The following is a 21,768-nucleotide window of genomic DNA, read 5'->3' as shown; positions in this document are numbered from 1 at the left end:
ACTTATCATGGGAGCCAGTGAAAAAGGTTCGACTTGGCAAACTTGAGACGAACGCCTAAAACGTGCGGGAAGGTGGCGAACATGACGGTGGGGCAGCGTGCGAACGCAGCGCATGCAACTGGTAACGATTTACCGGTTGACCTGCGCCTGCGCAGCTTTTTCGAGCCGCAGGTCGAGCAGCTGGGCATGCAGGCGCACGAGCGCAATGGCGGTGTGTTCGCCGGCGGCGCGAACAATGTGGGGGAGGGAAGCTTGTGGGCGCTGCAGCTGAGCGAGTCGTGCTTGGTGGTTGCGCATGAAGTGGTGCTTACCAGCGAGTTTTCGCTTGAGGAAGAGTCGCCAAGCAGCTTGTGCGTGGCGTCCATTTCGCAAGCCGGCGTGCCGTTGTGCCCTGTTACCCCGCCTCCGCAGCTGCGTCGTGAAGAGAACATCGCCGTGTTCGACCAAGGGGGTCGCAGCGTGAACCGCTTGCGCCCGCGCGATTCGTTCAATTCCGTGGCGGCGTGTGTGCTGCCGGGGTATTTCGACGGGATGCGCGTGCGTTACGGCAGTGCCGTGGCGCGCCGCGCTCATGGGTTGATGTCGGTGCCGGGCGGCGTTCGTCTTGGCGGCAGCGAGCCGTACGTGCGCGCCGCGCTGCGCAGCGTAGGGAGCGTGCGCAGCGGGTCGGTGCAAACGCGCCGGATGCTGGCGGAAAAGGTCGAGGGTGCCATCGCGTTGCTAGCGGTAGAGGATTACGAGGCGGCACGGGCGTTTGACCTGCAGGGATGCGTTGATGCGGCGCGTTTGACGGCGCAGGTCCGCTGCTTGGTGGAAGCTGATCCCGCGCATGCGCCCACGGTCGACCAGCTGGCAGAGTTGCTGGGCGTCAGCCGTGCGCGCCTGTGCGCCACGTTCAAGCAGGAGACGGGCGAGGCCGTGGGCGCGTTCGCAACGCGTAAGCGCATGGAGCTGGCATGCCGCTTGCTTGACGACCCACGTTTGAGCGTCGCGCAAGTGGCCGCGGCGACGGGCTACCAACACCAAAGCAGCTTCGCCGAAGCCTTCCGCCGCACAACCGGCAAAACCCCACGTCAATGGCGATGCGGGGATAACGTACGAGTCGTCTGCGAATCGAGTCAAAAGGATAGAGCCTTTGTCCCGCAGCCTTCATCATAGATTGGGCGGCGAACGACGGGCACCGTCGGCGGCGTTGCTGGGGGTTTCTTGTTTTGCTCGTGGTAAAGTACTCGGGACACACTTTGGATACGTTTGCTGAGAGGGCTTTCATGTACCGCATCCTTTTCATTTGCCACGGCAATATCTGCAGGTCGACCATGGCCCAGTTCGTGATGCAGGACCTGGTGAACAAGGCGGGGCTGGCCGACGTCCTGTTCGTCGATTCCGCCGCCACTACCAATGACGAGATCGGGCATCTGCCGCATCACGGCACGGTCGACAAGCTCAAGCAGGTGGGTGTGCCGGTGCTGCCGCATCGCGCCCGCAAGGTCCGCGCCGACGAGTACGACGAGTGGGACCTGTTCGTGTACATGGATGACGAGAACGAGCGTCACCTGAGCCGCATCTTCGGAAGCGACCCTGAAACGAAGTGCGTGCGCCTGCTCGCGTTCGCTCCCGGCGCGGGGTTGGTGGGCGAGGACGGGAAGGTCTCGCCCGATGCGCAGGATGCCCGCGTTGTCGCGCAAGCCGGCGCAAATGCCGCCGACGTGGCCGATCCCTGGTTCACCGGCAACTTCGACGAAACCTACCGCGACGTGTTGGCCGGTTGCAAAGGCCTGCTGACCTGGTGTCAGGCGCAATAACATACGCTCGTTGAACAGGGCCGCCGGCGGATATGCCGGCGGCCCTGTTCTCGTTCCTGTGAAATCGCCTGCTATGCGCGCTGTTTGCCGGTGAAGTGGTCGATGTCGATGCAGTAGATGTTCGTGCGGGCGAGCGCCTGGTCGGTGAAGCCGGCGGACGCCTCGGGCGCAAGGTGCTGCATGATGCGGGTGAGCCCGTAGCGCTTCGCTTCGGTCCCTTGGATGCGGTGGATGGTGCCCGTGCCCATGATGGAACGATACGCGTACGAATAGGCGCACGCGTACGTGCCCGCAATCACGCCGTCCTGCACGTCCATCTCGATGGCAACGCGCGGTTCGCGGTCGAACGCATCGGCTTTGCGGCCCGCGCCGGCTGAGTGCACCCACAGTGCCAGTCGCGGCTCGTCGGCGTCGATTTCCTCAGGGTCGGCCCAGTCGTAGCCGAAGCTCATGGGCACGATGAACAGGCCTTCCTCGTCCGCGCACGCGATGCGCACCGTCTGGCATGCCTCAACCACATCGTGCAGCTGCCCGGCGCTGCGCAGCTGACGGCCCGCCTGGCGCATGGGGCGGTGCGCAACCGGTGCGGCGGGCGCGGCTTGCGGTGCCGCAACAGCGGGGGCAGCCTGCGTCGCTGCGGGCTGCTGCGGTTGCGGCGTGGGCGCCTGCCCGGCGGTGTCGGGATAGATGGCGGGGATGTTCTGCGAGTCCATGGTTGCTCCTGCGGGTTATGCGGGTGTTTTCGTTACCCGTATGGTACGGCCTGGAAAGCCCGCCGTGTCCAAAATGCCTTTCGCCTGCCCTAACATCACACGAGTTTGTAGCATTCTGTTCTACTTGTACTATAACAATAGCCTGGAATCTGTTATAGTGCAGATATAACAATTGTCTTACAGCTCGAATCGGGACGTCGGGAAGTCGTGCATAGCGAATTAGACCTGCACAACACGTTTGCATGAACTGCTGCGGCTGGCGGGTGCGGAAAGCGTGTTGCGGCAGGAGCGCTTGCCGGCGATCGCGCTTGTTGCGGGCTTGAGGTTGCGGTAATTAACGGAATCCAGCGAAGGGGGCCTCATGTTCATACGTATAGACCAGGCGTTGCCCGATCCGCTGTACCGGCAAATCCGCGACGAGATCGTTCGCGGCATCGCGCAGGGCGAGCTTGCGCCGGGCGATGCGCTGCCCAGCGTTCGCAACTTGGCCAGCGACCTGGGCATTAACCTGCATACCGTGAACAAAGCGTACGCGTTGCTGCGCGACGAGGGGTTCGTGCTCATGCGCGGCTGCCAGGGCGCTTACGTAGCGCAGCCGCGGGAACTGGCGGGCACGGGCAATGCCGAGAACAGTCCGTTCGCTCGCGAGGTTCGCCGCCTGGCGTTGGCGTTCAAGGCTGCCGGCGGTGGCAGGAAAGCGTTCGAGCAGCTGGTGAAATCCCAGCTTGATGACGTGTTTTAGCAAGAACGGCAAGCTGTCGTTCGCTATCCGCGCGATGACCTGCAAAAGCCGTGGTGCAAACTTGCCGCTTTGTGCGGCGTCGCCTTCGCCTTGCGAAGGGGGCCTCAAACGGAAGCACAGGGGCGGCCAAGGCGCAAGGGAAACAGAAGGGAGTCGAAAATGTCGAATAGCGAAGTACAAGCGATCATGCTGATTCTGGTGGCGTTCATTCCGCTTGTGGGGCTGACCATGGCGCTGACGCCGCGCTTGCAGCCGCGCGGCGAGGTGTTCTCCGTGTCCGTGCCCACCTCGGCGTGGGACGACCCGCGCATTCGGCGCCTTATGAACCGCTACGTTGCCATCGTGATAGCCGCAACGGCGCTGTTCACTGTTGCTGCGCTAGCGTTGTGTCTGATGGGGAATGCGGAAGCGTCCCTGGCGGTAGTGGTTGTCGCCTCGCTTGCCCTGATGGTGATCGGTTACGGGCTCATCCTGCGCTACCGCGCGAAGGTCCAGGGCCTCAAGCGCGCTTGCGGCTGGGTTGCGCAGTCTCAGCAGCATGTTGCGACCATTGGCGAAGGGGTCGAACAGGCGCCGCGCCCGATTTCGCTTGCGTGGAACTGGCTGTATGTGCCGCTTGTGGCGCTGACGGTAGCGGTTGTTGCTGCGGGCTACGGCTCCATGCCCGATGCAATTCCCATGCACGTGGACGTTTCGGGCAACGTCACCGATATGGTTCCGAAAAGCCCGATGGTTGCGGCGTTCCCGGTTGCGCTGGAGGTGTTTTTGGCTGCCGTATTCGCGTTCTGCCATTGGACGGTGCTGCGATCGAAGAAGGGCCTGGAGCCGGGCCGCCCGGCAAGCTCCTCGTGGGCGTACGGGATGTTCGCGTATGCGCAAACGACGTTTCTGCTGGTCATGGGCTTAGCATTCACGGCTGCCTGCGGTTTGGGCATGGCGCTTGCCATGATCGGCATCGTCTCCATGGGCGCGGCGGTGGCGGTCATCGTCGGCGTGGCGCTGCTTTGCGTCGTCGGCGACCTTATCGTAGGGGTCAAGTATGGGCAGTCGGGGTCGCGCGTGTTTCGCATGGAGGCGTCGGACACGCTGCTTTCTGACGACGACCGCTTCTGGAAGCTGGGCATGCTGTATTGCAACCCCGACGACGCCAGCCTGTTTTTGCCGCAGCGCTCGGGCATCGGCTGGACGGTGAACTGGGGCCGGCCGGCGGCGTGGGCCATGGTGGCAGCGTTTGTTCTGATCGTGGCGGCGTTCATTGCGATTTGCGTGGTGATGGTCAGGTAACGTTGGGCAGCGCTTTCCCATCGGGAAGGCAACAGGCGCGCGCTGTGCCTGCGGCTGCGCCGGATGGCTGGTATGCTGGCAGCAGAGAATGCGCCGTAGGGTAGCGGCGCGACGATGCGAAGGAGCTGGCGCGCATGGTGCTGCCGGAAAACGTGATGGGCGTTGTAAGCGCGGGCGAAGATGCTGAGGGACGTGCGGGCAAAGCGGCGGAAACGCATTGCGGCGCGCGGCCTGTGCCTGAGCGCTTGCAATCGCCCGATCTGCACGCGCACCCTGAGCTGCCGGCGGACCCGACGGGCATGGCGTGTGCGCTGCCCAAGCAGGGCGCGCCGGTGCTTTGCGCCCTGGTCACGGGTGCAACGGGCGGCATCGGTCGCGAGCTGTGCGCCGAGCTTGTGCGCGATCACGGCACGCTGGCTATCGTTGGCCGCAGCCGAGAGAGGCTCGATGAGCTGGCGAAGCACTTGAGCGAGCGCTATGACGTCGACGTTCGCGTATTCGTTGCCGACTTCGCGCAGCCGGGAGCCATCGACGTCTTGGTCGCCCAAGTGAGGGCGGCGAACCTGCAGGTGGAAACGCTCGTGAACAACGCCGGCTTCGGCTACGACGCGCCCTTTGCGGAAAGCAGCCTGGAGCGCCAGCGCGCGCTCGTGCAAACCAACGACGTCGCCCTCATGGAACTGTGCCACGCATTCGCCCCCGACATGGCCGCGCGCGGGCACGGCGCCATCTTGAACGTTGCCAGCGTGGCGGGGTTCGTGCCCGGCCCGTACATGTCCACGTACTACGCGTCGAAGGCGTTCGTGCAATCGTTCTCCAGCGCGCTGCACATGGAGCTGCGACCGCACGGCGTGCACGTGACCGCGCTGTGCCCCGGGCCTGTTCGCACGCCGTTTTGGGATAACGCCGACGCGGGCGGCACGGCGCTGGCCCGCATGACCATCAGCGCCCCGCGCGTTGCCCGCGCGGCAATCCGAGCGCTGGGCTGCAACCGGCTGCTGTGCTGCCCGGGCGTGCTGGCGAAAACCATCGTGTTCGGCAGCCGCCTTGTGCCGCGCACGTGGGCCGCTGCGGCAGCGGCGTCGTTGCAGAAACCGAAAGAGTAGGGGGACGAAGTGTGTGGTTTCGCCTCGAAGTCATGGCGTAGTTCTTTCGTAATTCGACCTTGAGTAGTTATTTCGCAGCCGATTAGGCTCTCGACCGTTCTATTGCCTTTTAGCAATGAAGGTTGCGTGGTCTAGCAACGTTATAATCAAATAGCTTAACATTACCAAACCGAAGGGATACGCCGTGAATCCTGCGGACATAGGACAGGAAGCTATTCGACAATTTGTGCTTGCCGGTCTTTCCGAGCAGCTAGCTTCGTTGATTGTGCTCGCAATTCTCATAACAATTGAAATATGTCTTGCAATAGCGTCGGCTCGATTTCTCAAGGCAACATGCCAGGAAGCGTTATGGCTTTCATTTAGAAATCATTACCATATATTGTTAAATCGAGGAGTCACTATTAAACCTATTGCTTCGACGTGCGGTCAATCGGCGGTTACATTTCGGGTCCCGTATTGGCTTTTTTCGAATAAAGACGGCTCTAGAGACAAGCGACGTAGCAACAATCGGCTGATTCGAAAGCCCTCTGTTTTGCAGGTGTCTCACTACAGCATTTCGAGCAAGCAACCTTATTTAATTTACTGGCTCTATAAAGAGCTGCTACTTCGAAACGTTGCTGTTGCCGCCCCTCTCGTAGCGTGCAATGGCTCAACTTTTCCCGTGACAGAAAATCGTGCTTCCTTGGCGAATTCGTCTAGGCCAACTACAAACGCTATCCAGGATATTTACGAGCACTATAAAAGCCACCCAACAGATTTTGAGGAGTACTGCGCCGATTTATTTCGTCGACAAGGTTACAAGGCGGCCACTACGCCCAAAACAAACGATGGTGGGTTTGATATTAAGATGGTCGACCCATCGGGAGGCATTTGCATCGTTGAGTGCAAATGTTATAACCCCAGAACGGAAAGTGTTGGTAGGGACACTCTGCAGAAGCTAGTAGGCGCAAATGCATGCATGCAGGCCTCTCGAATGATTTTTATTACCACATCACACTTCACTAGCAATGCTATCGAATATGCGCGAGCTATTCCAGAGTCAATGGAGCTAATTGACGGAGGAAAATTAGAGCAGCTTATTAGAACAGCCTCCCAGACGCGTAACGTGCAAGATGGTGCCCGACAGGAACCTTCTACCAACCTAAATCAAGTTATTGATTGGGAGGAAATTGCTCGGCACTTTCCGCCTGACGTTTAGCCCGTGAGATAGTGAGAAACTTCGATGAAGTATAGTAGGTTAACCGTACTTGCGATTTGTGCGCTTGCCATAGTCGGACTTCTAATTGTCAATACTGTAGCTCTGGTTGCGCTGTTGGGCATTGCGTCGGATGATGAATCCCCTTCCTCTTTTTCGTATGATGCAAATGAGTTCGTTCTTCCCGACAGCAACGCGAGAATCTATTCTGAAAAGGAAATTAGCCAGTTAAACGATAGGGATCTTTCTATCGCAATAAACGAGATTTACGCTAGGCATGGATTGATATTCAACGACCCCGATTTATCTGCATACTTCGAGGCGTGCAGTTGGTATAGGCCTTCTCTGACGTACGATGATTTTGAGAGCGAGGTCCAGTTTAATAAAGTCGAGCAACAAAACGTCGTTACGCTTGCAGCGGAAAGGGACAACCGTAATCTATAGCGCGAGGTGTTTGGGGTAGTGCATGCTAGAACTGCGGGGTGAAGTGCAATCGGGTTTGCATGTGAGTTCTAACAAAAAACAAGGGGCCCGAGCATTGAACTGCCTCCCATTTCTGCAGTGAACCCCTATAGTTGGACAGACAATGTTCTGCACCTTCTATAGGGGTCTTCTGCGTTAGGGGGTTGATTTGCTGAGCAAGGATTACTCCGCCGAGTTCAAGCAGCGCTTTGCGGACAGGTACGCCGACGGCGCGACCATCACCATGCTGCAGCACGAGTTCGGCCTTACGAAGTCAACCGTGAAGCTTTGGAGGGAGAGGATCGACCAAGGTGGCGTCGGGGCCATAGACAGGCCGAAGAAGAACAACCGCTACCCCCAGGAGTTCAAGCTTCGCGTCGTCGAAGCCTATCTCCGTGGCGAGGGCGACTACAGGGCCCTAGCTCTCGAGCATGGCGTGCGCAACAGCGCGCAGATACGAGATTGGGTGAAGCGGTACCGAGAGGGAGGCGAAGACGCCCTCGTCGTCCATCCGTCGGGGCGAAGGAGGAAGGAGCCCGCGGGCGAGGAGACGCTCGAGCAGCGGTGCGCCCGCCTCGAGATGGAGGTGGAGATCTTAAAACGAATGTCCGCCTCGGCGACGGCCCTCTCGGCAGCAGGCGGAAGCACGAGATAGTGAAGTCGCTGAGGCGGGAATATCCGCTCTCCACGCTCCTGGAGCTCATCGGGATGCCGCGTTCCACCTATTACTACCACGAGGTGTTAGCGTCAATATATTTTTCACCATTTTCACCAACGTATTTTCGCCAATCGCGCCAACGCGGATGCGCCGGATTCGCCAACGCTGATGCGCCGCTTCCGGCGTCTAGGCGCCCTCCTCCTTCCCGTCCTCACCGCCGATGGATACGTCCTTCAGGCGATATGACCGTCCCGTTATCTTGATCATCGCGCAATGGTGGCAAAGCCTGTCGGCCACCGCCGAGGCCGTGACGTTGCTGCCGAACACGTCGCCCCACCTGCCCACCGGCACGTTGGTCGTGACGATGGTCGACCGCTTGAGCGCGTAGCGCCTGTTGACCAGCTGGAACAGCAGGTCGGCGCCCTCCTTGCCGATGTCGAGGTAGCCGAGCTCGTCTATTATCAGCAGGCTGCAGTGCTCGTAGAACCGCATCCTGCGCGCCAGCGCCTCCTTCGCCGAGGCGTGCTTGAGGTCCTCGACCAGCCTCGAGCAGTCGGCGAAGTACACCTGCTTGCGGGCCATCACCGCCTCGTGGCCTATGGCTATCGACAGGTGGGTCTTGCCGACGCCCGGGCTGCCGACGAGCACGACGTTGTCGCCGCGGTCGATGAACTCGAGCGTGGCCAGCTGCTCGACCAGCCCGCGCGGCACGCTCGGCTGGAAGCCCCAGTCGAAGTCGGCCAGCGTCTTTATGTAGGGGAAGTTGGCCATCCTCGTGCGGCGCTCGTCGTCGGCGCGCCGCTTGAGGGCTATCTGGGCGTCGGTGAGCTCGAGCATGGCGTCGACCAGGCTCTTCCTCCCGTCGGCGACGAGCCTGACGTACTCGGGCACCGACGACGCCATGCCCTCGAGCCCCAGCTCCTCGAGGTTGGCCGCCAGGCGGTTGAGGGGGCTGGCCTGCACGGCGGCGCTCACAGCGAGCCCCCTATCGAGTCGAGCAGGCCGAGGTTGGCCGCGGCGGCCGCCTCGATGTCGCCGGCGGCGTCGCCGAACCACCGCTTGCCGGCCATGGCCTCGGCGTAGTGCGCCGGGTCGTAGGCCGGCCCGCCCGCCACGTGCGTCGCCACCAGCTCGCCGCCGACGTAGCAGTCCATCGCGCCGCCGGGCATGCAGACGATGCGGGCGGGCCTGCCGATGCAGCGCCTGGGCACCGACATGGGCTCGCCGTGCGCGCTCACCAGCATCGTGGCCGGCACCCTGGCCACGCGCACCACGTCGCCCATCGCCTCCTCGAGGGCGCGCAGGTTGCCGACGGGCAGCAGCGCGTCCTTCTCCTCCATGAACAGCGCGGAGGGCGGCAGCCCCGTGGTCTCGTTGGGCTCGGAGTTGCTGGCGTCCTCGATCCGCGCGACGATCTCGTCGATATCGTCCCAGCCGTCGAAGTCGCCCTGGTAGGCCATGAGCCGCGACAGGAAGCGGTTCGACGACTCGACCTTGCCCTTCGTCTGGGGGCTGCGCGGGCGGCACAGCTTCAGCTCGAAGCCGGCGGCCTTGGCGAACTCGTATGCGCGCTGGACCTTGAGGCGCCTGCCGCCCTTGATCGTCACCAGGGCGGACATGTTGTCCGTGACCCACTCGCGCGGCACGCCGCCGAGCCTCGCGATCGTGGCGTACATGCACCTGACCAGGTCGTCGGTCGTCCTGGTCCTCGACCGGATGAATATGTGCCTGCGGGAATGGCCCAGCGTCGCCGCGAACACGTTGAACTCGAACAGCTCGCCGTCGCGGTTTGCCATCTTGACGGACTCCTTCCAGTCGAACTGCAGCTGCAGTCCGGGCGGCGTCTCGAAGCGCGGGTGCGGCTCCGGGCCCCCGGAGGCCCCGACGGCGATGCCGTTCTTGCGCATGAACTGGGTGAAGGCGTTGTAGCCGGCCAGGTCCTCGCCGGGATACCTGTGCAGCAGCCACTCGTGGATGCCCTTCTTGGTGACTCCCGGCAGTTGCGCCTTGGCTGCCACCTCCTCGATGTGCGCGTCGAACGAGCCCGCCCTGTCGCCGCGCCCGTCGTGGGGCCGCCCGCCCTCGGCCCTCCAGTACGACGCCACGGTGTGCCTGTCCTTGCCGTAGCGCTTCGCTATGTCGCTGAAGTTGGGCTTTATGCCCGCTTCCCTGTACATGTCCAACTCTCCGATCAGGTTCTTCTCCGCCACGGCCCGCTCCTCCCGAAAGCATCGTTCGCTCGTCGATCGAAGCGTAAGTCCCGGCGTTGGTGGAAATGGTGAAAATGCGTTGGCGCAAATGGCGGGATTGCGTTGGCATGATTGGTTATTGAGCGTTGGTCAAAATGGTTGTTTTTACAGTAGCGCTAACACGAGGCTAACCCTCCCTCGGACAGGCAGGCGACCGAGCGGCCGGCCATAGTGGAGATATGCGAGAAATCCCAGTTCAGATACGGATACCGACGCGTTGCCGACACGTTGCGCAAAGCGACCGGCATTCGCATCGCCGACAAGACGGTGCTCAAGGTCATGCGCGAGGAGGGGCTGCTGTGCCGGACCCGCAGACGCAGGAAATACCGCTCCTACATGGGCCAGGTCGGCAAGTCCTCCCCGAACCTGCTGGCCCGCGACTTCGAGGCGGAGGGCCCGATGACCAAGCTGGTGACCGACGTCACCGAATTCAAGGTGGGCGGCACGAAGCTCTACCTTTCGCCCGTGGTCGACCTCTACAACGACGAGGTCGTCGCCTACTCGATATCCAGGTCCCCGAACATGAAGATGGTCCTCGAGATGCTGGCGGGCCTCGAGGGCAGGCTCGATGGCGAAGACGCCCCGTTGCTGCATTCGGACATGGGCTGGCAGTACCAGATGCCCGCCTACAGGCTCGCGCTCGAGCGGATGGGGATCGCCCAGTCCATGTCCCGCAAGGGAAACTGCCTCGACAACGCGAAGGCCGAGAACTTCTTCTCGATGGTCAAGACCGAGCTTTACTACGATTGGGAGGGAGACGACCCCGATATCTTCGAGAGGGATTTGGAGAAGTACATCGACTGGTACAACAACGTGCGCATCAAGAGACGCCTGGACGGAAGCAGCCCGGTCGAGTACAGGCTCAGCCGGGCTGCTTGATTCACTTCTTTTGCCGTTCAGGAAACGGGGTCCTTTGCAGTTATGGGGCGCAGTTCACATTGAACTGCGCCCCTTGTTTTCCTTACCTGAACTTTCGCACGTAGCCGCAGCTGGGAGGCAGGTGGTTGCTGAAAAGGGCAACCTTCGGCGTAAGCTGGTGGCAGCGGTCGCACGATTCGAAGCGGCGCTCGTACACACGGCACAGGTGCGTTTCCGGGTCAAGGAACTCGCACGCATCGCTTAAATCCACGGCCACGCTGCCGTCTTCGCCCACTTCGCGCTCGTAACAGCACAGGCCGCAACGCAAACACACGCTATCCCACGACCCGTCAAACCATGCGCGCAGCGCTGCAATCGGCTTTCGCAAGGCTTAGTCCCTGGTCAGCTTGCGGTGCAGGCGATGCGGCTTCGCGGCTTCCTCGCCCAGGCGCTCGATGCGGTTCTTCTGATAGCTTTCGAAGTTGCCCTCGAACCAGAACCAGTTGCCGGGGTTGTCGTCGGTACCCTCCCATGCCAGGATGTGCGTGGCCACGCGGTCGAGGAACATGCGGTCGTGGCTGGTCACCACGGCGCAGCCCGGGAAGCGCAGCAGCGCCTCTTCCAGGCTGGACAGCGTCTCGACATCCAGGTCGTTCGTGGGCTCGTCGAGCAGCAGCAGGTTGCCGCCTTGCTTGAGCGTCAGCGCCAGGTTCAGGCGGTTGCGCTCGCCGCCGGACAGCACACCGGCTGGCTTCTGCTGGTCGGAACCCTTGAAGCCGAAGCTTGCCACGTAGGCGCGGCTGGGCACCTCGGTTTCGCAGACCATCATGTAGTCCAGGCCGCCCGACACCACTTCCCACACGCTCTTGTTGGCCTCGATGCCCTCGCGGCCCTGGTCAACGTAGGAAACCTTTACGGTTTCGCCCAGCGTCAGGCTGCCGGACGTGGGCTGCTCGATGCCCATGATCATCTTGAACAGCGTGGACTTGCCCACGCCGTTCGGGCCGATGACGCCGACGATGCCGTTACGCGGCAGCTCGAAGGACAAATCGTCCATAAGCACGCGGTCGCCGAACTGCTTGTGCAGATGCTCGACCTTGAGCACCTCGGCGCCCAAGCGCGGGCCGGCCGGGATCTGGATTTCGGTGAAGTCGAGCTTCTTCGACTGTGCGGCCTCAGCGGCCATCTGGTCGTAGCGCTCCAGGCGCGCGCGGCTTTTCGCCTGGCGGGCCTTCGGGGAGCTGCGCACCCATTCCAGCTCGCTGGCCAGGCGTTTCGCCAGTTTTTCGTCGCGCTGCTTCTGCGACGCCATGCGCGCGGCCTTCGTTTCCAGGTACGTGGAGTAGTTGCCCTTGTACGGGTACAGGCTGCCGCGGTCGACCTCGCAGATCCACTCGGCCACGTTGTCCAAGAAGTAACGGTCGTGCGTGACGGCCAGCACGGCGCCGGGGTACTTGTGCAGGAACTGCTCGAGCCACAGCACGGATTCCGCGTCCAGGTGGTTGGTGGGCTCGTCGAGCAGCAGCAGGTCGGGCGCCTCGAGCAGCAGGCGGCACAGCGCCACGCGGCGACGCTCGCCGCCGGACAGCACGTTGACGGGCATGTCGGGGTCGGGGCACTGCAGCGCGTCCATGGCCTGGGACAGCTGGCTGTCCAGGTCCCAGCCGTTCGCGGCGTCGATGGCGTCTTGCAGCTTGCCCATCTCGTCCATGAGCGCGTCGAAGTCGGCGTCGGGTTCGCCCATAAGCGTGCCGATCTCGTTGAAGCGGGCGATCTTCGCCTTCACGTCGCTGAACGCCAGCTCGATGTTCTCCAGAACCGTTTTATCCTCGTCAAGCGGGGGTTCCTGCTGCAGGATGCCCACGGTGTAGCCGGGAGTCAAGCGCGCGTCGCCGTTGCTGACCTCCTCGATGCCGGCCATGATCTTGAGCAGCGTGGACTTGCCCATGCCGTTCGGGCCCACCACGCCGATTTTCGCGCCGGGGTAGAACGACAGCGTGACGTCGTCGAGGATGACCTTGTCGCCGTGCGCTTTGCGCGCTTTGTACATTTGGTAGATGAACTCTGCCATGCGTGTTGCCTTTCTGGTCGAGCAGCTTGCGTATGGCAAAGCCAAGCCGCTCCATGCTATACTGCAGGTGCACACCAAGCCCGGGTTACTCATAGGCGGCGGGCGGGGTCGTGTTTACGGTTTAGTTAAGTCCGGTGGCCGCCGGGCTTTTTTATTTGCGAACCCTTGGTGTGTCCGCCTATTCTATCAAGCCTTGGGCGCAGCTGGCCATAGAGCCGCTCCGCTCACGGGAATAACGTGAAGCGTGGTATTTTATCCAATTGTGTAAAAAGTGCTAAAGGGCTGGCTGCCTAACGCTTGGCCAGCCCTTTCTTGTAGCGTTTAGAGGGCGAGTTACCTGCTTGCCCTTTAGTTCTTCAGCGAGTTGATGGGGGCGGGCATGCGGCCTCCGCGGTGGGCGAAGACGGTGCCGGCGTGCGTGTTCACGGGCATGACCGGCGCGTAGCCCAAAAGGCCGCCGAAGTCCAGCTTGTCGCCAACCTTCTTGCCGATGGCGGGGATGACGCGCACGGCGGTGGTCTTGTTGTTGATCATGCCGATGGCGCATTCGTCGGCGATGATGCCGAAGATGGCCTCGACCGGCGTGTCGCCGGGGATGGCGATCATATCAAGGCCCACGCTGCACACGCACGTCATGGCCTCAAGCTTCTCCAGGCACAGCGCGCCGGACTCGGCCGCGCGGATCATGCCGGCGTCCTCGGACACGGGGATGAACGCGCCGGACAGGCCGCCGACGCTCGACGACGCCATGACGCCGCCCTTCTTCACCGCGTCGTTGAGCATGGCCAGCGCCGCCGTGGTGCCCGGGCCGCCGCACTGGCCAACGCCGATGGCCTCGAGGATTTCGGCCACCGAGTCGCCCTCGGCCGGGGTGGGGGCCAGCGACAGGTCCAGAATGCCCTTCGCCACGCCCATGCGACGGCTTGCCTCGCGGGCCATCAGCTCGCCGGCTCGCGTGATTTTGAACGCCGTGGCCTTGATGGCCTCGGCGACCTCGGTCATGTCGGCGTCCTTCGGCATATTCGCCAGCACCTGGCGCACCACGCCGGGGCCGGAAACGCCCACGTTGATGACGGCGTCGGCCTCGCCCGAACCGTGGAACGCGCCGGCCATGAACGGGTTGTCCTCCACGGCGTTGCAGAACACCACCAGCTTGCCTGCGCCGATGCAGTCGCGGTCAGCGGTCAGCTCGGCGGACTTCTTCACGATGCCGGCCATCTTGAAGGCGGCGTCCATGTTGATGCCGGCGCGCGTGGAGCCCACGTTGACGCTTGAGCATACGCGCTCGGTGGCGGCCAGCGCGTTGGGGATGGACTCCATCAGCTTGTTGTCGGCGGCTGAGGCGCCCTTGTGCACCAGCGCGGAGAAGCCGCCCACGAAGTCGACGCCCACCTCGGCGCCGGCCTTGTCCATGGCCACGGCGATGCGCGACAGGTCGGCATCGGGCACGGCGGCGCAGATCTCGGCGATGGGCGTGACGGAGATGCGCTTGTTCACAATCGGGATGCCGAATTCGCGCTCGAGCTGCTCGGCGGTGGGAACCAGCTGCTCGGCGGCCTTCGTCATCTTGTCGTACACCTTGCGTGCCATGGTGTTGATGTCGGAATCCGTGCACGAACGCAGGTTCAAGCCCAGCGTGATGGTGCGGATGTCCAGGTGTTGCTTGCTGACCATGGCAAGCGTTTCGGCGATTTCTTCCGGCGTGATTTGCATGAGGGTGTCCTTTTTGACGGCGAAACTTTTGGAACAGGATAGCAAACGGGGCGCCTCTGCGTGTACGAGGCGGCCGCGCTTCATAGAGGATTAACGTGTAAACGGCGCCTTGGTGGCGTTGCGAAATGGGACAAAAGGACTGTCCCTTTGTCCCATTCGGTTTTCGGCTGCGAGTGAAGGCGTTTCGGTCCCGCAAGCAAAAAAAGAAAGCGAACCCGAAGGTTCGCTTTCTGGTGGTGCACTTGCTTGTGACTTAGAAGACCGGGACAACCGCGCCGTCGTAGGTCTTGTTGATATAGTCGCGCACGGCGTCGGACTTCAGGGCCTTGGCCAGAGCCTGGATCTTCTCAGAGTTCTGGTTGCCGTCCTTCACCACCAGCACGTTGGCGTACGTGTCGGCAGCCAGGGAGTCGGTGGCCTCAACGGCCAGGGCGTCCTTGTCCACGGACAGGCCAGCAGCCTGAGCGTAGTTGCCGTTGATGCAGGCGATGTCCACGTCGGCCAGGGCGTTCGGGATGTTGGCAGCCTCAAGCTCCTGGATCTTCAGGTTCTTCGGGTTCTCCACGATGTCCTTCGTGGTGGCGGTGATGCCGGCGCCGTCAGCCAGTTTGATCAGGCCTTCCTGCTGCAGCAGAAGCAGGGCGCGAGCCTCGTTGGTGGTGTCGTTCGGCACGGCAACGGTTGCGCCGTCGGCCAGCGCGTCAAGCGTGGCGGTTTTGCCAGCGTACAGGCCGAAGGGCTCGAAGTGGATGGCCTCGACGGAAACCAGGTGCGTGCCCTTCTCCTCGTTGAAGGAATCCAGGTACGGCTGATGCTGGAAGTAGTTGGCGTCAACTTCGCCTTCCTCGGTGACCGTGTTCGGCTGGACGTAGTCGGTGAATTCCTTCACGTTCAGCGTGTAGCCCTGCTCCTTGAGCTGATCGGCCACGGCGTTGTTGAGGATTTCCGCGTGCGGCGTGGGGCTTGCGGCAACCGTGATGGTCTTGTCGTCGGAGCTTGCGTTTGACGGGCTGCCGGAGTTCGAGCCGGAGCAGCCGGCCAGCACACCTGCGGCCAGGACGCCGGCGGCGGCGAATGCCACCAGCTTCTTCAATGCGGACTTCTTCATGTTGGGTCTCCCTCCCATCGTGGTGCGAGCGCTTTCCGCGAGTTTGCAGACGGGCAGCGCGCGACCTTGTTTCTTGCATGACGCCTAGTATACCGACCGGGATTTTTTGGGCAATATGTTTGCTCATACGAAAAGGTGGGCAGACGTTATCTGTGAAAACGATAGCCCAGTCTACTATGCAGCAGATGGGCTGTAAACGGTGGGTTTTCGCCCGCCTGCGGCGTTGGGCTATAGGCGGCGCTTTCGCCACGATTCGAACTACCTATATATATGGAGAGGTTACGGTTGCTTTTCGAAGAGTTTCGCTTTCGTTGATTCCGCTTGGTGCGCTCGGTACAATAACACTATTGAACAACCTGTGCATTATTGGCCGGGCTGTTCAAAAGACGAGAGGTCGCGCGGCGGCCCGGGTTTTCCCGCGGCCGTTGCGCGCATCCGAAGGCAACTTGTGGGAAAGGGGGGCGTATGGCCGAGGAAACCGCCGCAACCGAAGACAAGCGCATCACGCGCTCGAAGTGCGCGCTCAAAGACGCGCTGGTCGAGCTGATCGAGGAGCGCGGCTTGGCGAACTTCAACGCAAGCGATCTGTGCTCGCGCGCGAACCTGAACCGCGGCACGCTCTACAACAACTTCGGCGACAAAGACGGCCTGCTTGCGGCGCTTGAGGAAGACGTCATGCGCGACCTCGAGGGCTTCCAGGCGCAGATGCAGCGGCTTGAGCTGCGCGACGTGCTGCGCTACCGCGTCAGCAAAAAGCCCATGCCGTTTCTGGTCAGCCTGTTCGACCATCTGCGCGAACAGGGCAGCTTCTTGCACGCCGTCATGGGCTCGAAAGGCGACCCCAGCTTCGGCCCACGCGTGCGCGACGCCATATGCACCGAAATCATCCAAACCATCCTGCACGAACGCTACCGCAACGACCCCGCGCCGTTCGTGCAATATTACGTGGCGTTTTACGCCAGCGCATATCTGGGGGTCATCACCCATTGGGTGGAGACGGGCATGAAGGAAAGCTCGCAGGACATGGCGCAAATTGCCCTACGGCTGTTCTTCATCAAACCCGGCGACCCCATCAAACTGTAAGGACGTAAGCAGATCATGAGCGAGAACAACGTGAACGAGAACCTGCACATCGGCATCGACGTGGGATCGACCACGGTGAAGCTGGCTATCCTCGACGATGCGAACCAGATTCGCTATGCCGTGTACCGCCGCCATCACGCCGACGTGCGCGCCACCATCGTGGAGGTGCTTTCCGAGGCGGCGAAGGACTTCGGCGACAAGCGCATGACCATCGCCATCACCGGCTCAGGCGGCCTGCTTCTGGCCCAATGGCTTGGCATCGAATTCGTGCAGGAAGTCATTGCCAGTAAAACCGCTGTTGAGACGTTCATTCCGAAAACCGATGTGGCGATCGAGCTGGGTGGCGAGGACGCGAAGATCATCTACTTCGACAACGGCATCGAGCAGCGCATGAACGGCACGTGCGCCGGCGGCACCGGCGCGTTCATCGACCAGATGGCTGCGCTTTTGAACACCGACGCCGGCGGCCTGAACGAACTGGCGCAGCACGCCACCACCATTTATCCCATTGCCAGCCGCTGCGGCGTGTTCGCGAAAACCGACGTGCAGCCGCTGCTGAACGAGGGCGCGCGCCGCGAGGACATCGCCGCGTCCATTTTCCAGTCCGTGGTTACGCAGACCATTTCCGGCCTGGCGTGCGGGCGTCCCATCCGCGGCTACGTGGCGTTCCTGGGCGGCCCGCTGCAATACCTGCCTGAACTGCGCAAACGCTTCTATGAAACGCTGAGCCTTGACGAAGAGCACCGCATCGTGCCGCAAAACGCCCACCTGTTCGTGGCCGGCGGCTGCGCCATCGCGGGCGCGGCAAGCGAAACGGTGCGCGCCGAACTTTTGTCCGACGTGCTTGACCGTCTGAAGAACCTTGGCGACATCCAGGGCAGCGAAGTTGTGCGCCTGCCCCCGCTGTTCGCCGACCAGGCTGAGCTTGACGAGTTCAATGCGCGCCACGCCTCTGAGCGTGTGCGCCGCGGCGACCTGGCAAGCTATCGCGGCACGGCGTTTCTGGGCATCGACGCCGGTTCCACCACGTTCAAGGCGGCGCTTATCGGCCAAGACGGCGAGCTTTTGTGGACGCACTACGTGTCGAACAAGGGCGACGTGCTGGGGTGCGCGAAGGCGGCCATCGCCAAGCTGTACCGCGAGCTGCCTTGCGACGAGGCGGGTCGCTCGCTGGTGACCATCGGGCATTCCACCGTCACCGGCTACGGCGAGCACCTGCTGCTTGAGGCGCTGCGCGTCGACTCCGGCGAAATCGAGACGGTGGCGCACCTGCGCGGCGCGCAGGAGATGCTGCCGGGCGTGGAGTTCATCTTGGACATCGGTGGCCAGGACATGAAATGCCTGCGCGTGAAAGACGGCGTCATCGACCACATCATGCTCAACGAGGCGTGCTCGTCGGGCTGCGGCAGCTTCATCGAAAGCTTCGCCAGCGGCCTGAATCTGGACGTTTCCGAGTTCGCCAAGACGGCAATCAGCGCGGAAAACCCTGTTGACCTGGGCAGTCGCTGCACTGTGTTCATGAACTCGCGCGTGAAGCAGGCGCAGAAGGAAGGCGCCACCGTCGGCGACATTGCTGCGGGCCTGGCCATTTCCGTCATCAAGAACGCGCTGTTCAAGGTTATCAAGATTCGCGACCCGCACGACGTGGGCAACAAGGTTATCGTGCAGGGTGGCACGTTCCTCAACGACGCCGTGCTGCGCGCGTTCGAGCAGCTTTCGGGCGTCAACGCCGTGCGCCCCGACATCGCCGGCAACATGGGCGCGTTCGGCGCGGCGCTTCTGGCCCGCGACCGCTTCAGCCGCCAGGATTCGCAGGTCAGCGGCCTGCTGTCCCTTGACGCGCTTGAGGCGCTGGCCCCCACGCACAAGACCGTGCGCTGCAAGGCGTGCTCGAACCACTGCCTGCTTACCGTCAACGACTTCGGAAAAGACGAGATCACGGGCAAGCACCACCGCTTCATCACGGGCAACCGCTGCGAGAAGGGCGCCGGAGCGCTTGGCCAGGCAACGCGTGGCGAGAAGGTGCCGAACCTGTTCGAGTACAAGTCGCACCGCCTGTTCGACCACTACACGCCGCTGGCGGAGCAGGACGCGCCGCGCGGCACCGTGGGCATCCCGCGCGCGCTGAACATGTACGAGAACTACCCGTTCTGGTTCACGTTCTTCACGAAGCTGGGCTGGCGCGTGGTGCTGTCCGACCCGTCCACGAAGAAAACCTACGAGGCCGGCATCGAGTCCATGCCGTCGGAGAGCGTGTGCTATCCGGCGAAGCTGTCGCACGGCCATATCATGAACCTGCTGGACAAGCACCCCGACTTCATCTGGTTCCCCTGCAGCAAGTGGGAGCGCCAGGAGGACGAGGGCGCCGGCAATCACTTCAACTGCCCCATCGTGGCCAGCTACGCCGAGGCGCTGCGCCTCAACATCGACGAGCTGCGCACCTCCGATACGCAGTTCCTGAACCCGTGGCTGCCCTACGATAAGAAGGAGCACCTGAAGAAGCGCCTGTTCGTGGAGCTGATCCAGGCGCATCCCGAGCTGTGCGGCAAGGGTGTGGCGGCGCCTACGCAGGCCGAGGTCGATGCCGCGGTGGACGCCGCATGGGCTGAGGACGAGGCGTTCAAGGCCGACATCCGCGAGAAGGGCGCCGAGACGCTGCTGTGGATGGAGAAGACCCACACGCACGGCATCGTGCTGGCGGGCCGCCCGTACCACAACGACCCCGAGATCAACCACGCCATCCCCGAGCTTCTGACCAGCTTCGGCCTGGCGGTGCTCACCGAGGACTCCATCGCGCACCTGGGCACGCTCGAGCGTCCCATCCGCCTGGTGGACCAGTGGATGTACCACACGCGCCTGTATGCCGCGGCGAAGGTGGCATCGGAGCGCAAGGACCTCGACCTCATCCAGCTGAACAGCTTCGGCTGCGGCCTTGACGCGCTGACCACCGACCAGGTGCAGGAGATCTTGGAACAGGCGGGCAAGGTGTACACCGTGCTGAAGATCGACGAGGTGTCCAACCTCGGCGCCGCGCGCATCCGCGTGCGCAGCCTGCTTGCGGCCCTGAAGGACCAGGCCGACGAGGAGGCCGAGGCCCGCGCGGCCGAGCAGGCGCAGAACGCCGCGGGCTGCGGCGCGTGCAGCCTGGACGTGGAGCAGTTGCTGGCAGAGGCCGAGGAGCGTGCGGCGGGCAATACTGCCGGCGGGGCGGATGCCGAGGCCGTGGCCGAAGCGGCGCGCGCCATCAAGCCGCCCGCAAGCTTCACGGAAAAGGCCGCGCCCGAGGTGCAGGCCGAGTTCAAGCAGCGCGACAGCGGCGCCACCACGGAGTTCCCGCGCGCCCAGTTCACGAAGGAGATGCGCGATGCGGGCTACACCATCCTGGCCCCGCAGATGGCGCCGTACCACTTCGAGCTGCTGGTGCCCATCTTCGAGCGCTTCGGCTACAACGTCGAGCTTTTGCCTTCCGTGGACCACGGCGCGGTCGACGCGGGCCTGAAGTACGTGAACAACGACATCTGCTATCCGTCCATCCTGGTCACGGGCCAGATCATGGAAGCGGTCATGTCGGGCAAGTACGACACCGACAAGCTGGCCGTGCTCATCACGCAGACAGGCGGCGGCTGTCGCGCCACGAACTACATCTCGCTTATCCGCAAGGCGCTCAAGTCGGTGGGCCTGTCGCATATCCCGGTCATCGCTATCAGCTTCAAGGACTTGGGCGAGGTGAACCCCGGCTTCTCCATCACGCCGGCCATGCTGTACCAGGCCGTCTCGGCGTTGCAGTACGGCGACCTGCTGATGATGTGCCTGTACCGCACGCGCCCCTACGAGGTGGAGCCCGGCAGCGCGAACGCCCTGTTCGACCATTGGATGGCCGAGTGCAAGCGCCAGCTGAAACGCGGCGTGAAGCGCAGCGAGTTCAAGGAAACGGTGAAGCAGATTGTCGAGGACTTCGACACGCTGCCTTTGCAAGGCGAGGGCACGAAGCCCCGTGTCGGCGTGGTGGGCGAGATCTTGGTGAAGTTCCACCCCACGGCGAACAACCAGATCGTCGACGTTATCGAGCGCGAAGGCTGCGAGGCCGTGGTGCCCGGGCTTATCGAGTTCTTCCTGTTCGGCGCCGCGGGCGGCATCTTCCAGAAAGACCCGCTGGGCCGCTCGGCCAAGGGCGCGTTCGGCAGCAAGATTGCCCTGAAAGTGGTGAAGGCCCTGCGCGCGCCGGTGACGAAGGCGCTCGAGGAGTCTTCGCGCTTCAACCCGCCGGCAAGCATCTACGAGTTGGCCGAATACGCCAGCGAGATTTTGAGCCTGTGCAACTCCATGGGCGAGGGCTGGCTGCTTACCGCCGAGATGGTGGAGCTCATTCGCACGGGCGCGCCGAACGTGGTGTGCACGCAGCCGTTCGCCTGCTTGCCGAACCACGTGGTGGGCAAGGCCGTTATCAAGGAGTTGCGTCGCCGCTATCCGGAAAGCAATATCGTGGCCGTCGACTACGACCCGGGCGCGTCGGAGGTTAACCAGCTCAATCGCATCAAGCTTATGATTGCGGTGGCGAAGAGCAACCTGGCCGACAAGGAAGCCGAGGCCCGCGCCGCCCGCACGGTGGCAGCAACCCCGGCGGCCGAAGAAGCCGGCAAGCTCGACGTACAGGAAACGCGAGCTTAAGGGTTCGCGAGCCGCACCGTGGGGTCGAGCGAAGGCATTTTTGGTTGTATCGTAGG

At 62.6% G+C, this 21,768-nt stretch carries 17 protein-coding genes and 1 pseudogene; 11 read left to right on the top strand and 7 right to left on the bottom strand.

Annotation, left to right across the window (positions count from 1 at the left end; genetic code table 11):
• Positions 1-81: 81 nt before the first annotated feature.
• Both ET524_RS03070 and ET524_RS03065 read left to right on the top strand, forming a co-directional pair.
• The gene (locus tag ET524_RS03070; protein ID WP_129423283.1) at positions 82-1,158 is read left to right on the top strand and encodes a helix-turn-helix domain-containing protein; all 1,077 of its coding nucleotides are present in this window, start codon (positions 82-84) and stop codon (positions 1,156-1,158) included.
• Between the two features lie 110 nt (positions 1,159-1,268).
• Positions 1,269-1,802 (top strand): low molecular weight protein-tyrosine-phosphatase, encoded by a 534-nt coding sequence (locus ET524_RS03065; RefSeq protein ID WP_129423282.1) that lies wholly within the window; start codon positions 1,269-1,271, stop codon positions 1,800-1,802.
• Between the two features lie 71 nt (positions 1,803-1,873).
• Here ET524_RS03065 and ET524_RS03060 read toward each other — a convergent pair whose 3' ends face one another.
• Entirely contained in the window at positions 1,874-2,515 is a 642-nt protein-coding gene (locus ET524_RS03060; protein WP_236648241.1) for a pyridoxamine 5'-phosphate oxidase family protein, read from the bottom strand.
• Between the two features lie 361 nt (positions 2,516-2,876).
• On the opposite strand from ET524_RS03060, the gene ET524_RS03055 reads away from it, so the two are divergent.
• The 6 genes from ET524_RS03055 (at position 2,877) to ET524_RS03030 (ending at position 7,959) form a co-directional block, all read left to right on the top strand.
• Positions 2,877-3,257: a GntR family transcriptional regulator gene (locus ET524_RS03055; protein ID WP_129423281.1), complete on the top strand. Its 381-nt coding sequence runs from the start codon at positions 2,877-2,879 to the stop codon at positions 3,255-3,257.
• A gap of 159 nt (positions 3,258-3,416) precedes the next feature.
• A complete protein-coding gene (locus tag ET524_RS03050) occupies positions 3,417-4,541 on the top strand; it encodes a DUF1648 domain-containing protein (protein WP_129423280.1) in 1,125 nt (374 codons plus the stop codon).
• Between the two features lie 134 nt (positions 4,542-4,675).
• On the top strand, positions 4,676-5,647 hold the full coding sequence (locus ET524_RS03045) for an SDR family NAD(P)-dependent oxidoreductase (RefSeq protein ID WP_129423279.1): 972 nt from the start codon (positions 4,676-4,678) through the stop codon (positions 5,645-5,647).
• 184 nt (positions 5,648-5,831) lie between these two features.
• Complete coding sequence (locus ET524_RS03040; protein WP_161566590.1) at positions 5,832-6,845, top strand: restriction endonuclease; 1,014 nt, start codon at positions 5,832-5,834, stop codon at positions 6,843-6,845.
• 24 nt (positions 6,846-6,869) lie between these two features.
• A complete protein-coding gene (locus tag ET524_RS03035; RefSeq protein ID WP_129423277.1) occupies positions 6,870-7,286 on the top strand; it encodes a YARHG domain-containing protein in 417 nt (138 codons plus the stop codon).
• 187 nt (positions 7,287-7,473) lie between these two features.
• Positions 7,474-7,959 carry a helix-turn-helix domain-containing protein gene (locus ET524_RS03030; protein ID WP_129423276.1) on the top strand — a complete coding sequence of 162 codons (486 nt, stop codon included), beginning with the start codon at positions 7,474-7,476 and terminating at the stop codon, positions 7,957-7,959.
• Positions 7,960-8,148: 189 nt separating this feature from the next.
• Here ET524_RS03030 and istB read toward each other — a convergent pair whose 3' ends face one another.
• Positions 8,149-8,937 carry an IS21-like element helper ATPase IstB gene (istB, locus tag ET524_RS03025; protein WP_129423107.1) on the bottom strand — a complete coding sequence of 263 codons (789 nt, stop codon included), beginning with the start codon at positions 8,935-8,937 and terminating at the stop codon, positions 8,149-8,151.
• A complete protein-coding gene (istA, locus tag ET524_RS03020; RefSeq protein WP_118449093.1) occupies positions 8,934-10,172 on the bottom strand; it encodes an IS21 family transposase in 1,239 nt (412 codons plus the stop codon). Before istA ends, istB begins: the two co-directional genes overlap by 4 nt.
• Positions 10,173-10,358: 186 nt before the next feature.
• Here istA and ET524_RS03015 point away from each other — a divergent pair.
• Positions 10,359-11,090: pseudogene (locus ET524_RS03015) on the top strand (IS3 family transposase); the annotation flags it as partial.
• Positions 11,091-11,172: 82 nt separating this feature from the next.
• On the opposite strand, the gene ET524_RS03010 reads toward ET524_RS03015, so the two are convergent.
• From ET524_RS03010 to ET524_RS02995, 4 genes are all read right to left on the bottom strand, one after another.
• Complete coding sequence (locus ET524_RS03010) at positions 11,173-11,457, bottom strand: CxxCxxCC domain-containing protein (protein WP_129423274.1); 285 nt, start codon at positions 11,455-11,457, stop codon at positions 11,173-11,175.
• Between the two features lie 3 nt (positions 11,458-11,460).
• Positions 11,461-13,140, bottom strand: coding sequence for an energy-dependent translational throttle protein EttA (ettA, locus tag ET524_RS03005; RefSeq protein ID WP_129423273.1), 1,680 nt, complete (start codon positions 13,138-13,140; stop codon positions 11,461-11,463).
• Between the two features lie 348 nt (positions 13,141-13,488).
• Positions 13,489-14,853 (bottom strand): PFL family protein, encoded by a 1,365-nt coding sequence (locus ET524_RS03000; protein ID WP_129423272.1) that lies wholly within the window; start codon positions 14,851-14,853, stop codon positions 13,489-13,491.
• 253 nt (positions 14,854-15,106) lie between these two features.
• On the bottom strand, positions 15,107-15,961 hold the full coding sequence (locus ET524_RS02995; RefSeq protein ID WP_129423271.1) for a MetQ/NlpA family ABC transporter substrate-binding protein: 855 nt from the start codon (positions 15,959-15,961) through the stop codon (positions 15,107-15,109).
• Between the two features lie 465 nt (positions 15,962-16,426).
• Between ET524_RS02995 and ET524_RS02990 the strand changes: the two genes are divergently transcribed.
• Together ET524_RS02990 and ET524_RS02985 are read left to right on the top strand one after the other, a co-directional pair.
• The gene (locus ET524_RS02990) at positions 16,427-17,044 is read left to right on the top strand and encodes a TetR/AcrR family transcriptional regulator (RefSeq protein WP_129423270.1); all 618 of its coding nucleotides are present in this window, start codon (positions 16,427-16,429) and stop codon (positions 17,042-17,044) included.
• A 15-nt stretch (positions 17,045-17,059) separates the two neighbouring features.
• Entirely contained in the window at positions 17,060-21,712 is a 4,653-nt protein-coding gene (locus tag ET524_RS02985) for a 2-hydroxyacyl-CoA dehydratase (protein WP_129423269.1), read from the top strand.
• Positions 21,713-21,768: the final 56 nt, after the last annotated feature.

The sequence above is a fragment of the Senegalimassilia faecalis genome, from assembly GCF_004135645.1.
In the GTDB taxonomy this organism is placed as follows: Bacteria; Actinomycetota; Coriobacteriia; order Coriobacteriales; family Eggerthellaceae; genus Senegalimassilia; species Senegalimassilia faecalis.
The sequence above is the reverse complement of the archived record's forward strand: the minus strand, read 5'-3'. Positions and strand labels throughout refer to the sequence as shown.